This is a genomic window from Faecalibacterium sp. I3-3-89 (genome assembly GCF_023347275.1).
Classification (GTDB): Bacteria; Bacillota; Clostridia; order Oscillospirales; family Ruminococcaceae; genus Faecalibacterium; species Faecalibacterium butyricigenerans.
In genome coordinates, this window is sequence record NZ_CP094468.1 from 611591 (window position 1) to 623759 (window position 12169).

Below are 12169 nucleotides of genomic sequence, written 5' to 3' on the forward strand. Positions count from 1 at the left end.
AAGGCAGGGAGTTCCCCAGAGCAGAGTTCCCATAAAACAGTATTTGCAAAAGTTCCCTAAATGGGGAAGATTTGGCGTGACTTCGGTCACGCCTTTTCTTTTGCTTCCAGTTCATCCAGAGGGATGTACCCCAGCCCGTCGTACTTGATATGGATGTGCTGCACCCGCTTTCCGCTGGACTTATCCGGGGCATCTACATAGATAGCCGACACCAGTTCACGGAGAGCATAGGGAGTGAGTTCTTCAATATGAACGTACTTGTGCGCTTTCTGGACGAATTTTTCAATATTCTCGATTTGCTGTTCCTGTACTTCGATTTCCTGTTGGATAGAGAGGGATTCCTCTTCCAGCTGCTTCTGTTCGGCATCGTAGCTCTGGCTCATCATGTCGAAGCGGTCATCGCTCAGCTTTCCATTGGCGTTGTCCTCGTAGATTTTCATGAACAGCCGTTTGAGGTCTACAATCCGCTTCTCATTCCGGGCAAGCTGCTTCTTCAGGACGGTCAGCTTTTCGGTGCTTTCCACCCGAAGCTGCTCCTCCATGACCTTGCGGAAGTAGTCTTCATGACGGAGAATGTAGTCCGTCACCCGCTGAACATGACTCAGTACACGTCCTTCCAGAACCTTTACTCGGATGAAGTGTCCCTTGCACTTGCTCCCGTTCTTCTTGTGCAGAGAGCAATCAAAGAAGTCTTGACTGAAGTCCCTGTTGTTGGACGAACCATATTGCATCTTGGAACCGCAGTCAGCGCAGTAGACCATACCGGAGAAAATGCTGCTCTTGCCTGTCCGAGTCATGCGGTGACGCTGGTTACGAATCTCCTGAACCTTTTCAAACACATCATCGTCAATAATGCGCTCATGTGTATCCGGGAAGATAGCCTGATTTTCCACAGGATTCAGATGTCTCTTTTTATCCCAGATAGAGTTAGTATAGGTCTTGAAGTTGACTGTGCAGCCAGTGTACTCCCGGCGTTCCAGAATCAAACTTACTGCTCTTTTATCCCAGCGGTAAGGGTCTTCCGGGGCAGGTGCGTTTGTACTCCGGCCATGGCTCAGCTTGTAGGCGGTGGGAGTCAGAACATTGTCCACCCACAGTTGGTTTGCAATTTGGGTCGGGCCACGTCCCTCCATGCACATGGAGAAGATGCGCTTCACAATCGCAGCCGCTTCCGGGTCAACAAGCCAATGCTTCGGGTTCTCCGGGTCTTTTACATAGCCGTACGGAACATTGACCGTCAGCGGCACTCCACGCTCTCCCTTGGCCTTCTGGACAGCCCGAATCTTGCGGCTGGTATCGCGGGCGTAAAACTCGTTGAACCAGTTCTTAATACCCGCAAAATCGTTGTTTACGCTGTTCGGGTCAATGGTGTCGTAATTGTCGTTAATGGCAATGTAGCGAACGCTATACTGGGGAAAGGTAAAGTTTGTGTACAGACCCGTCAAGGCAGAGTTGCGCCCCAGTCGGGACAGGTCTTTCGTGATAACGATTCCTACACGCCCTGCTTCGATCTCGACCAGCATACTCTGAAAGCCGGGGCGGTCATAGTTCGTGCCGGAGTAGCCATCATCCACAAAGAACACCGGGTTCGGGAAGTGGTTCTTTTTGGCGTATTCCAGAAGGATAGCCTTCTGGTTCTCAATGGACAGGCTTTCGCCGAGCCGTGCGTCCTCTTGCGACAGTCGGCAGTAAAGTGCGGTGATTTTATTCGTTGCTCCAGACATTGTTGTGTCCTCCTTACTCTGTGGAGCAACTGTCAGTACAGGATTGGTTACCGGGTCAAGTATAGCAGAATTGGGCGCAGTTGTCATTCGTCTGCACCCTCATCTTCAAATTTTTGCTGGGCGTTCTTGGCAACAATGCGCTCCAGCTTCTTCAAAAAGGATTCCTTGCCCTCATAGCTGCCGGTCACGGTGTAGGTGGTGTGACCGACTTTCTCCGTGGTGGTCAGTTCCGGAATCCAGAAAGCGGACAGGTTCTTGACATGGAGGTTGCCGTTCTCGTCCACATAAGAGCCGTGTTTCTTCTGCTCTTCGGTCAAGGGCTTCCGCTTGAAGTAGATTTCATTTTCGGAGATGCTCACAGTCTCGCTGGTCTGCTCTTTCGGGGCATCGTCATACAGCTGGGCGAAAAATGCCAGTGCATCTTCGGGTGAGTCTTCCTCCATGAGTTGCTCGAAAACTCGCTGTTCCTCTGCCGAGAGGTTGTTCCATGCGGCTTCCAACTCCTGCTCGTTGGCTGCGTTGACAAAGGCTTCGATCTCTTTTTTCATGGTGCATCCTCCTTTGGCTGCGGAAAGCGTTTTTTCAAAAATATGGGTTTTCGTGAGAGCAAGAATCGTCCCGTGGCCACAAATTTTCAATACTCGAAAATTTCCTGTCCCCTTTGGGACTGTTTCTTGTTGGGGCGTGCCTGCCCCAAACCCTGCTTAGAGCGAGTACGGCAAACTAGAAGTTTGGGTTACGAGTGTCCATTCTCATCGCTTTCGGGCGGACGAACATAACGCAACATTTCTTCTTCACAGGCGCCAAATTCCAAATAATTGGCTTTTGCTTCGTTTAGAGTTATTCCGTGGTTTGAGTCGCTGGGGTCATCATCAGAAGCAATAAATGGATCGTTTTCCCAAAAGCAAACGGGGCAAATATACCCGCAGTCTTCTTCCGGTGGAACAGTATAGGTAAAATGCCCACAACATGGACATTGATGTTTTTTCAAATATGCTCACCTCTGCAAGTACTATTTTATCGAGTTTAGCTAGTCGCGCTATTTGGTATATGGCTCTGTGTCTTTTCCATCATATACAACGACCCTAATGTCAGCAGCTACACCAACATCCGCATGAATACCCACCGTATATTCTTTATCCGTAACATTCGTAAAAGAATAAAAACTGTTCGCCGGAATATTGTCAGATACGACTTCCTGTTCACCTTCGCAAAGCAAATGAACTACAATGTCAAAATCATTTTTATTTTGAATTGTTAGTGTACCTGTTTTGGATAAAACTTTTACATCAGAGTATGTGATTACATACTTAGCAGAAGTTGATTCTTCTGTACAGGTCACAGAGCAGTCCCACTGTATTGCTGCCTTTGCCTTTCTATAGGATTCCGAAGACCGGTATGCAGAAAATACAATAATTGCAGCTACAGCAAGAATCCCAATGATAACAGACACTATTGTTGCTTTTTTCTTCATAATCTTTGCCTCCGAAAATTTCGATTTACTGGGCTAAGCCGAGTATACCATACTCTCCGATGAAAGAACACCCCTATATAGGAGAACTTGGCCGTTTTATTGCGTACGTGCGTACCAACTTCTCCCGTACGCACGTACACAGCGATTTGCTCGAAACGCACCCTATACAGCCGTTCCCCCTCGGAGAGCCCACTACACTTTGCAGACCGCAGGGATGAAAGTGTCATAGTGGGTTATTACACTTCCGCAGAAGTGCCTTTTTCTCGCCGCAGACAACCGGGTATGCCTTTTGTGAGAGCTTTCTGTCCGGCGAATCCACATCGCCCACAGGCGATGTGAGCAGGGATTCCAAAGGGGCGCAGCACCCTTGGCACACGACTTTGGTACAAAGTCTAGTGTGTTACACCTTTCCAGAGGTGTATACGTTCCTGAAATGCAAAAAGCCCCATACCCAACACCTTAACGGTGCGGACATGGGACTTGATGCTTCCTCGGCCTAGCCGGGTACTCCGTAACCAATCCTGACAGGCAGTTGCCGTGTCATTTTTCGAAAACTGTTTTACGGATACCCAGCAAGTGGGAACTTCCTGTTTTTCTTTGGTTGCAATATGAGCCTGCTCCGCCTGCCATGCGGCAAACTCCCGTTGACCTTCCTCGCTGTTCCAGCAGGCAAGGATCGCCGGGTAAAATGCCCGTGCCAGACGTTCGATGGCTTCATCGGGGTAAGGGGAAATATTTGTGGACTTTTTCTTTTTGTTCAAACGCACACTCCTTTGGACTTCTGTTGACAGCATACAATGTGCCTGTTGTTATGCTGTCTGCTCATCCTCTGCGAGCGCAGATTCCAGAGAAGCAAGGTACTCCTTGTGCTTGTGGATGATTTCGAGAATGACTTCTCGCTGTGCTGTGTCTGGCATAGTTCTCAGAAGATAGTCAAACTCTGTGCGGAAACGTGTTGTAACGTGTTCCAGTGCGACATAATCATGCCGCACTTCTTCCGGGTAAGCATCGCTGTCATAGACCGATTCGATTTTCTGAAACGGCATTACAGGTGCCTTTCCCGGTTCCCGGATGATGCCATCGGCATCCGGTTTCGGTTCAACTTTCAGTTCCGGGTGCAGGATTTCCTGCAAGGTCTGTGCGCGGGCATCATAGTTGGCTCGTGCAAGGCGGTGCATATCAGACTTGCTGACTTTTACCTGTTTGTTCAGAATCTTCTCCCGCATACCGGGAATCAGGGATTCAGCAATTTCAACACCTTTCATGTACTTCGATGCGCGAAGTACAGTTGCCTTGCTTACACCATTTTCCTCTGCGATTCGTTCGCAGGTTTTCATGGCTTCACCGGAGTTATCAGTTTGAGAACTCCGGTGAAATCGGCCATTTTCATCATGCGATTCTTTGCGGGCTTCGCCATGAGAGGATTTTTCCGCTTCATATTGCTTCCCGATGAGGAACAGCTTCTGCTCCGGGGTGAGGTTACGCCGCCCCAACTGATTCTTGCAGATCCATGCGAGGACTTCTTCTCTGCTTTCAAATCGGAGCGGCATGGTGGAAAAGCAAATCTCCGGGTGCTTCTGGAGGATGGCATAACGGTTGTGTCCGTCAACAAGGGTGTTGTTCCAAACGATCAAAGGAGAGAGAAGCTTGCCTTCCTTGAGGATATTTTCTTCAAGCTGCCTGTATTCATCGTCCGTCAGCGGTGGGATCTGATTCTGGAACTCCGGGTCGATTTTCAGATTGATCATACGCACACTCCTTCTCTCTCATGATGTTGCGTCTGCTTTTCCTCCCGGAAGAACAGGGCAACATTCTGTTTTGCATCTTTCAGCTTGAGCAGTTCAGACTTGGCTTCCCTGTACTGCTCATAGAACTGGGCCTTTTCAGAAGCAAGAGCGCAGTATTCCGCTTCCAGCTTGTTCGGACTGGACAGGCTGGTGATGTTGTTTGCCTTGAGATAGGCTGCTGCCGCCCGGTATGCTGTCAGCTCTGCACGATGCTGTTCTTCAAAGACTGCTGGGTGTTTGACAGTTTTCAGCTTCTGTGCAAGCGGTCGGTACTGCTTGTAGTCAGCAGCGTGGCTGCGCAGCTTCTGATTGTCTGCCATGCGGGTTTCGAGGTCTTTCACTACGGCCAGCGATTCATGGAACTTGGTGTCAAGCTCTGCGATTCTCTGGTTGAGTGCGTCCTCATCGGTCAAGCCCTTTTCTTCTAAAAGAATCAAGGTCTGTGCCATGGCTTTGAGGTTGTGCTTCTTCGCCCAACGCTCATAGCCGATGCCCTTGCCCTGCTTCAGCTTCGCCTGAATGTCCACCAGCTTCTTGATTCGGTCGGGTTCTTCCTCAAGATTGCTGTGGAGGATAATGGGCTGGCTCTTGGCATTTTCTTTCAAGGTGGCAAGCACGAGTTCTTTCTCAAACTTGTCACCGAGGCTGTGTGCCCGGATAAACTTCTTTCTTCCGGCTGGCAGGTAGCTGAGCCGCCCACGGCTTTCCTTGACCGTGATGCCGTACCGCTGCAAGAGCCTGTCCGAGAAATCTTCAAAGCTCACTGCATTGTCCAGCACATCCGAGATCTGTTTCCGCAAAGTCTCCTTTGCGGTTTCAAACTCCGTTTGTGTGGGCTGCTGTCCGGCGGCAAGCAGGGCTGCGTTTTCACGGTCGAGTTTCATCTGACCGCGCCGTTTCATCCAGTACTCGCGCTCACTCACACGCTTTTTCGAGCTGAGCAGGTCGATCTGGTACAGCTTGGCATCCTGACACATTTCCATGACCGCGACACGCAAGTGCCGCATGGTCTGGGCTGTGCTGGAATGCTTCATGCCCTCACGCCAGTCACGGGGCTTCTGCATATAGGGCTTGCGCTCCACTTCTTGTGTCCGGACGCTACCGATCACGATGTGGACATGGATATTTCCCGAATGGTTGTGTCCGTCCGGGTGGGTGCAGACGATAGCAGGATGGCCGGGAAAGTTCTCTTTACAGAAGTTCAGGCCGAGGGCCTGTGCCTTTTCCATCGTCAGTCCATTTTCGACTGCATCCCGTGGGTCGAAGCTGATGATATACTGGTGGCTCTTGATATCATCCGGGTTGTTGTTCTTGTCGTACTTCCGATTTGCCAGCAGACAGGCCGTTGCAAACGAGGCTTCGCCGCATTCAAGGGTATCCAGAATGTACGATTCCCGCAGCTTGGGTCTGCCCTGTTCGTCCAGAATCTTCTTGCCGGAAAATTCATCGTGCTGGTAAACCAGATAGGTTTCGGCAGCGGAGTAGTCCGAGTTTTTAGAGGCGATATGCTTCAGCGTTGCCATACAGTTCACCCAGAACTTTCTCGGCGTTGAGCCGGAAGGTGGTCAGGTCTGCAAGTTCGTCCAGAAGTTTCGCCCGGAGCTGTTCGGTGTCGGCTCCGCCGGAGTTGAAGTGTCGTGCGAGTTGGTTCAGGTTGCCGCCCACCCTGCTGCACTGGGCAAGCAGAGTAGAAACGGCAGCGAGGGTTTCTTCTCCGCCGCCGGCAACGACAACGGTGCGCTCGATCTTCGCATTGTGCAGCGCACGGCGGATGAGGGTGGACAGGGAGAGATGAAGGAGTTTTGCTGTGCATTGGAGTTCCATCTTTTCAGTTTCCGTCACACGGAACTTGATGATGTGCGTTTTGTTGTTCGGCGTGTCGTGGCGGTGGGTCGTGCTGGGATTCGCTTTGACATTCGTTTTGTTCATTGAACCTCCTGTCGTCTTGCTGGCTCCTCGGTGGAGCTATGTAAGCACGACACGCCGTTCTTTCGCACCGAAAGGTGCGAATATGAGCAGGGTTTGGGGCAGGCACGCCCCAACAAGATCACATCAAAACTCGCAAGAGTTGCAGATGTGAAGTCCCGGTGGAGCACAAGATTTTCAAGAATTGAAAATTTGTGGCCACGGGACGGTTCTTGCTCTCCACCGCTGCGCTCAAAACGCATTTCCGAAAGTTGTTTCCGAATTGTTAAGACGCAGAAATAAGTAGAAAGTTCCACTGCTCGTGTATGTGAATCGCCGTTTGACCCGAACGAAGTTCCTGCCCTTGTTTTGCAGCGGCGTTGGCCGGAAAGCCGGTATCACGTTCGGACGGCTCATGAAATTTTCAAGGTACGGCTTCCCGGAAAAGAAAAATACCGCCCACGCAGTACAGGCGAAGGATTTTGTCGGGTGAAACAGACGGCAAAATGATCGGGTGTGTTGCGGGGCGGTAAATCTTCGCAGGAAATAAAACCGCACAGAATCGTTTCTTTACAGAAATCTCTGTGGATTTGTTGGGAATGATAACATAAGTACGAATGCGTGTCAACACTTCAGGATAATGAATACATCAGATGAACGAAACACACAAAGCACAAGCGAAAGCAAGGCTGCGTTTTAGAAGAATGTTTTAATTTTCGCAGTTCAGGCGGACTTGGACGGTAAACACACCGTCTTTCTTTTTCGTATAGAAGTCACCATGATTTTCCTGAACGATACGATTTATGTTCTTTAGTCCGTAACCGTGATACTCTCCGATGCGGATTCCGCGAGAAGTATCACTGTATGGGTTTTCCAGCCGATAGAAGAGGCTTCGATACTGTTTGCGCAGCTGTAAATGAATGGTTCGCTGCTCCGCTGGCAGACTGCAACAGGCTTCAATGGCATTGTCGAATGTATTTCCGATGATGATGCTCAAAGACAGTGATGAAATCGTCAAAACTTCAGGAATCGTCACATCCAGTTTGACCTTGATGTTATTCTTCTCTGCGATTCGCAGGTAATAATTCAAAAGAGCATCCACAACAGGGTTTCCGACAGCAGAAACATTTGTGGAACGCTCAAAAATATCCGTGGCAGCTTGTGCAATCTTGTGAAGTTCTTCGGTATCGCCGTGTTCTGCAACTGCCTGCATCGCCAGAATGTATTTCTTCACATCATGCCGTAGAGAACGGACTTCTTCCTGACGTTCTTTGAGCTGCTGGTAGTATTCCATTTGAAGATTGTACTGCTGCTCGTTGAACTTGACTTTGAATTTTTCTAGCTCATTTTCCCGGAGAGCTTCCACATAGAACACAATCAGGATGTTTATAAGGAGAAGCACCGCCATAAGACCGACCATATAATCCGGGAAATACTCATCCGCAGCATGATACTGTGCCACATAACAGACAGCAATACTTGCGATTTGAATCGCAATGATCGGCAGCAGCCATAGGATGCGCAGAGCATTTCCTTTTCGGCTAAAAAAATGTGAGATCAGGACTACGAGTGGAATTTGAATCAGGTTTGAAAAAACAACATAGACCAACCGTGCTGCCCCAGCCTGCATCAGAATGTCGGTATCCGGGATGCGCAGCCCAATCAAAAGCATTGCAAACACTTCAACCAAAGCAGCCAGTGTAAAGAAGGTTCCGCTTGCGAAAACTGCCTGCCATGGGCGCACCTCATAGAACAGCAATGCAAGGAGAAATCCGCCAACTAAAAGATAGATCGTGCGCTGCGTTACCCAATCCGGGAATAAGCTCAAATCACATTGCCCCGCGACAAAAAGTACAACATATAGATAGAACCATCTTGAAACAGGTTCTTTTTTAGGAAGCAGCCGACCGATAAAAAGCAGCAACAGGGCAATGTTGGCAAAGCTCCCTGCAAACTCAACGAAATAATATAGCATCATCTTCCCAAATAAGCGTTGAAGTTCTGATTGAACTCCTGACGCTTCCTCCTGCTGATCGGCAGCTGATGTCCGCTGGAAAGAAAAACAGCGGTTCCCGTAGCGTAAACAATGTGTTCCATGTTGACGAGATAACTTTTGTGTGGTGACACAAAGCACCGTTTTGGAAGCTGCTCCAAGGCTTCAGGAATGCTCATTCGCAATGTAAGGTCTTGCTCCTTGCAGTGAATCAGAACTTTATGTCCGTGGCTTTCCAGAAAGTAAATGTCCGATGTTTCCAAGGATATGGTAACACCATCGTATTCGATCGTGAAATGTTTGGAGTTCAGTTCCTGAAGGACAGCATCCATTGCCGCAGCGAACAGAGTCTGATCCAAAGGTTTGACAAGGTAGCGGAATGCAATGCCATATCCCTGCACAGCGTACTCATGCCGCTTCGTGACAAATACCACCAAAGGATGCTTCTCCATTTGGATCAAAGACTGCGCCAACTGAAAACCGTTGGATGGCATCTCGATATCGAGCAGAAGCAGATCAAAGGATTTCTTCTGCATCTGCAATTCGCTCAGAAGTTCATTCCCGTCCATGTAAGTCTCAATGTCAAAGCAGCCTTGCACATCGTACTGCTGGACGCTTTGAACAATGCCATCAAGGTCTGATTTCTCATCATCGCAGACTGCAACGTGGTACTTCAGCATTTTGACAACCTCCACAAAATAATGTCCTGCTACCATTATAGGCTGTGTAAAGGCTCCTTACAAGTAGCCTGACCTACCACTTTTGTCACCAGAACGACCAGTTTTGCCAAACTTCTTGATTTTGCTGAAATTTATGATACAGTGAAGCAAAAATCAGAAGATAAGGTGGCGCAACTGCAATGTGGGAACGCACGCTGTCTCAGAAATTAGTCCGTCTTTTCTGCGAGCAAAAAGTGATAGATGAAGCAAAAACGGATGCGTATGTTTATGGGTACGAGTTGCTTATATCATCTATCGTGAGCATTCTGCTTGTTATTCTCATCGCTGCTGTGTGTGGTGATGTGCGATACTCGCTTTCATTTTTAATTGGTTTTATCCCACAGCGAATCTACATTGGTGGATACCATGCAACATCGCACACCAAATGCTATTTGGCATTCTCCGGACTGGAACTTATCTGCATTTTGTTAAGTAAGACAATTGTGGCAAATCACCTTTTTCGTATCCTGACAACAGCAGCTCTTTTGGGCATCTCTATCATTCTCTCTCCTATCGAAGCAAAGAATAAGCCTTTGAGCGAAAAGAAGCGATCAAGTTACAAGATGGTCGCATCTATTCTTTCATCAATAGATTTCCTGCTTGCCATTTTTAATGTGCTTCCGTATACACGTCATGTAGTTTGCTACTATCTCTCCAAATGGGTATTGATTGTATTCTCAACAATTCCTTTGGTTCAACAAAAATTTAATGCCAACTTTTGTAGATAGGGAGACTAACTATTAAAAGTCAAGCCCCAAAATGAAAAAATCCGCCAACCGACCGCTGCCCCTGACAAACAGCATTCAAATGCTGGTCTTGGAACAGCGAGGGCGACGGAGAGAACAGCAAAGCAAGCCCGGCCAACCCTCGCAGAAACAGAATAGCATTTGAATGCTTCGGTTCGTCAAGGGTTCGCTGCGCCAGCTAAGTTTCTGTTGGAATTAGCTCAGGCTCAGGAGAAAATCATGCAGCTGTAAGATATGTTTTTCCAGACTTCTGCAAAGCGTAGATCAGCCGCACGAGTTTCTTCATGGCATGGGACAGGGCAACATTGTAGTGTTTTCCTTCGGCACGTTTTTTGGCAAGGTATTCAGCAAAGACAGGATTCCAGTAGCAGACGTACTTGGTTGCGTTGTAAAGGGCATGTCGCAGGTAGCGGGAGCCACGTTTTTCCATGTGAGCATAGCAGTTCGTGAGTTTTCCGGACTGGTATGTAGATGGAGAGCAGCCAGCGTAAGCAAGAATTTTGTCAGGAGAACTGAAATTGGAGAAATCCCCGATTTCTGCAAGGATTACAGCAGCGGAGTTTACTCCCATGCCGGGAATCGAGAGAATTGGTGGATTGAGCTCATCTATGATTTTCTGAATAGAATCTTCAATTTCGTCGATCTCGGAGGCAAGTTCTTGAATGAGTTTAATGGTATGCTTCAATTCCAAAGATTTGGCAGGCATGACAGAGCCAATAGAAGCTCTGGCTGCCTCTCGAATCTGGATGGCTTTCTCTTTTCCGTAGCGTCCTTTGGACGCTGTTGTAAGAAGGTTTGTCAGCTTGGTAAGATGGACTTCTGAAATTTGCTTTGCACCGGGATATTCGCTAAGAAGTGCGTAGATTGAAGTGCCATGGATAGACGAAACAAGCCCTTCCAATTCGGGAAACAGAATCGTAGCCAATCTGGACACCGATTGCTTTAGTTTAGCGCATTCCTGAACTTTATCAAATCGGTATCTTGTTAGTGACTTTAGCTCTTCGTTATGGTATGCTATATCCGTGTAGGACTTGAGGTCTACATCGGACAATAGCATAGTTGCAATCGTTCTTGCATCCACACGATCGGTTTTGGTTTTGCGAAGGCTGAGACTTTTTCGGTACAGGTTGGTGTGTAAAGGGTTAATGACATAAGTTGGCAGACCGTTGTCAAGAAGGAACCCAAGAATATTGTAGCTGTAATGTCCGGTAGCCTCAAGTCCTACTTTTATTTTGTCTGACTTTTTGGTGCAGTTTCGAATCGTTTGAAGCAGCTGCTTAAATCCATCCATGTTGTTGGGGATGGTAAAGCAGTCAGCACGAACCATTCCGTCTGAATCAAGAATACAGCAGTCATGCTTATCCTTGGCAACATCAATTCCAACACAAACCATTTTGATACCTCCGGTATATTTATTTCGATGCTGTTCAGGACCACAGACTTCTTTGCTCTTGTAACCTCGTTCTAAATAAACCGTCTGGCGGTATCTAACTGATTAACATTTCAACAAAGAAGCTGTGGTTGGAGCCTCCCGAAAACCGTCTTTGCGGTAGGTGATGTTCCACCAATCCACAGCATCCTGAACTTATTGTAGCATTCCGCTGGAGAGCGGTCTATAAATACTACTATTTTATTATACGAGGTGATAACATGAAAAAAAACAAATGGGTACTGCTTCTTATCGCTTTTGTTGCATTTTTGGTATTGATTTATTTTATTGGTGCTTGCCTTAATGCAACGGCAGAGGCATTGACAATTATTTCTCTCTGCATCGGCATACTGGTCATTTATTTAGTCGTAAAAGCAATCAAATCAAAATAA

13 protein-coding genes are annotated in these 12169 nt (G+C 48.0%); 2 read left to right on the forward strand and 11 right to left on the reverse strand.

The annotated features are described in order from the left end of the window. Positions 1–86: 86 nt before the first annotated feature. From MTP38_RS02840 to MTP38_RS02885, 10 genes are all read right to left on the reverse strand, one after another. The gene (locus MTP38_RS02840; protein ID WP_442900519.1) at positions 87–1811 is read right to left on the reverse strand and encodes a recombinase family protein; all 1725 of its coding nucleotides are present in this window, start codon (positions 1809–1811) and stop codon (positions 87–89) included. Continuing rightward, positions 1808–2272, reverse strand: coding sequence for a hypothetical protein (locus MTP38_RS02845; RefSeq protein WP_097774989.1), 465 nt, complete (start codon positions 2270–2272; stop codon positions 1808–1810). The genes MTP38_RS02840 and MTP38_RS02845 overlap by 4 nt, the downstream gene beginning before the upstream one ends. A 188-nt stretch (positions 2273–2460) precedes the next feature. Beyond that, positions 2461–2715, reverse strand: coding sequence for a CPCC family cysteine-rich protein (locus tag MTP38_RS02850; protein ID WP_097781461.1), 255 nt, complete (start codon positions 2713–2715; stop codon positions 2461–2463). Between the two features lie 48 nt (positions 2716–2763). Next, positions 2764–3198, reverse strand: a complete 435-nt coding sequence (locus MTP38_RS02855) for a hypothetical protein (protein WP_097773868.1) — start codon at positions 3196–3198, stop codon at positions 2764–2766. Positions 3199–3590: 392 nt separating this feature from the next. After that, positions 3591–3965 (reverse strand): hypothetical protein, encoded by a 375-nt coding sequence (locus tag MTP38_RS02860; RefSeq protein WP_249234654.1) that lies wholly within the window; start codon positions 3963–3965, stop codon positions 3591–3593. Positions 3966–4007: 42 nt separating this feature from the next. Then, positions 4008–4946 (reverse strand): hypothetical protein, encoded by a 939-nt coding sequence (locus MTP38_RS02865; protein WP_249234212.1) that lies wholly within the window; start codon positions 4944–4946, stop codon positions 4008–4010. Next, positions 4943–6508 carry a relaxase/mobilization nuclease domain-containing protein gene (locus tag MTP38_RS02870; RefSeq protein WP_097779153.1) on the reverse strand — a complete coding sequence of 522 codons (1566 nt, stop codon included), beginning with the start codon at positions 6506–6508 and terminating at the stop codon, positions 4943–4945. Before MTP38_RS02870 ends, MTP38_RS02865 begins: the two co-directional genes overlap by 4 nt. Continuing rightward, complete coding sequence (locus MTP38_RS02875; RefSeq protein WP_097779154.1) at positions 6480–6914, reverse strand: plasmid mobilization protein; 435 nt, start codon at positions 6912–6914, stop codon at positions 6480–6482. Before MTP38_RS02875 ends, MTP38_RS02870 begins: the two co-directional genes overlap by 29 nt. 685 nt (positions 6915–7599) lie before the next feature. Beyond that, positions 7600–8868, reverse strand: coding sequence for a GHKL domain-containing protein (locus tag MTP38_RS02880; protein WP_249234213.1), 1269 nt, complete (start codon positions 8866–8868; stop codon positions 7600–7602). Beyond that, the gene (locus MTP38_RS02885) at positions 8865–9563 is read right to left on the reverse strand and encodes a LytR/AlgR family response regulator transcription factor (RefSeq protein WP_097774010.1); all 699 of its coding nucleotides are present in this window, start codon (positions 9561–9563) and stop codon (positions 8865–8867) included. The genes MTP38_RS02880 and MTP38_RS02885 overlap by 4 nt, the downstream gene beginning before the upstream one ends. A 179-nt stretch (positions 9564–9742) precedes the next feature. On the opposite strand from MTP38_RS02885, the gene MTP38_RS02890 reads away from it, so the two are divergent. After that, on the forward strand, positions 9743–10330 hold the full coding sequence (locus tag MTP38_RS02890) for an accessory gene regulator B family protein (RefSeq protein ID WP_249234214.1): 588 nt from the start codon (positions 9743–9745) through the stop codon (positions 10328–10330). Between the two features lie 235 nt (positions 10331–10565). Here the strand turns inward: MTP38_RS02890 and MTP38_RS02895 are convergent, their stop codons facing one another. Further along, on the reverse strand, positions 10566–11741 hold the full coding sequence (locus MTP38_RS02895) for an IS110 family transposase (protein WP_097839216.1): 1176 nt from the start codon (positions 11739–11741) through the stop codon (positions 10566–10568). A gap of 257 nt (positions 11742–11998) precedes the next feature. Here MTP38_RS02895 and MTP38_RS02900 point away from each other — a divergent pair, with 257 nt between their 5' ends. After that, the gene (locus MTP38_RS02900) at positions 11999–12169 is read left to right on the forward strand and encodes a hypothetical protein (RefSeq protein WP_179859011.1); all 171 of its coding nucleotides are present in this window, start codon (positions 11999–12001) and stop codon (positions 12167–12169) included.

Coding starts and splice junctions, on each gene's coding strand:
- MTP38_RS02840 (WP_442900519.1), bottom strand. CDS start 1,811: ATGACAACTGCGCCCAATTCTGCTATACTTGACCCGGTAACCAATCCT.
- MTP38_RS02900 (WP_179859011.1), top strand. CDS start 11,999: ATGAAAAAAAACAAATGGGTACTGCTTCTTATCGCTTTTGTTGCATTT.
- MTP38_RS02865 (WP_249234212.1), bottom strand. CDS start 4,946: ATGATCAATCTGAAAATCGACCCGGAGTTCCAGAATCAGATCCCACCG.
- MTP38_RS02880 (WP_249234213.1), bottom strand. CDS start 8,868: ATGATGCTATATTATTTCGTTGAGTTTGCAGGGAGCTTTGCCAACATT.
- MTP38_RS02870 (WP_097779153.1), bottom strand. CDS start 6,508: ATGGCAACGCTGAAGCATATCGCCTCTAAAAACTCGGACTACTCCGCT.
- MTP38_RS02855 (WP_097773868.1), bottom strand. CDS start 3,198: ATGAAGAAAAAAGCAACAATAGTGTCTGTTATCATTGGGATTCTTGCT.
- MTP38_RS02875 (WP_097779154.1), bottom strand. CDS start 6,914: ATGAACAAAACGAATGTCAAAGCGAATCCCAGCACGACCCACCGCCAC.
- MTP38_RS02885 (WP_097774010.1), bottom strand. CDS start 9,563: ATGCTGAAGTACCACGTTGCAGTCTGCGATGATGAGAAATCAGACCTT.
- MTP38_RS02845 (WP_097774989.1), bottom strand. CDS start 2,272: ATGAAAAAAGAGATCGAAGCCTTTGTCAACGCAGCCAACGAGCAGGAG.
- MTP38_RS02890 (WP_249234214.1), top strand. CDS start 9,743: ATGTGGGAACGCACGCTGTCTCAGAAATTAGTCCGTCTTTTCTGCGAG.
- MTP38_RS02895 (WP_097839216.1), bottom strand. CDS start 11,741: ATGGTTTGTGTTGGAATTGATGTTGCCAAGGATAAGCATGACTGCTGT.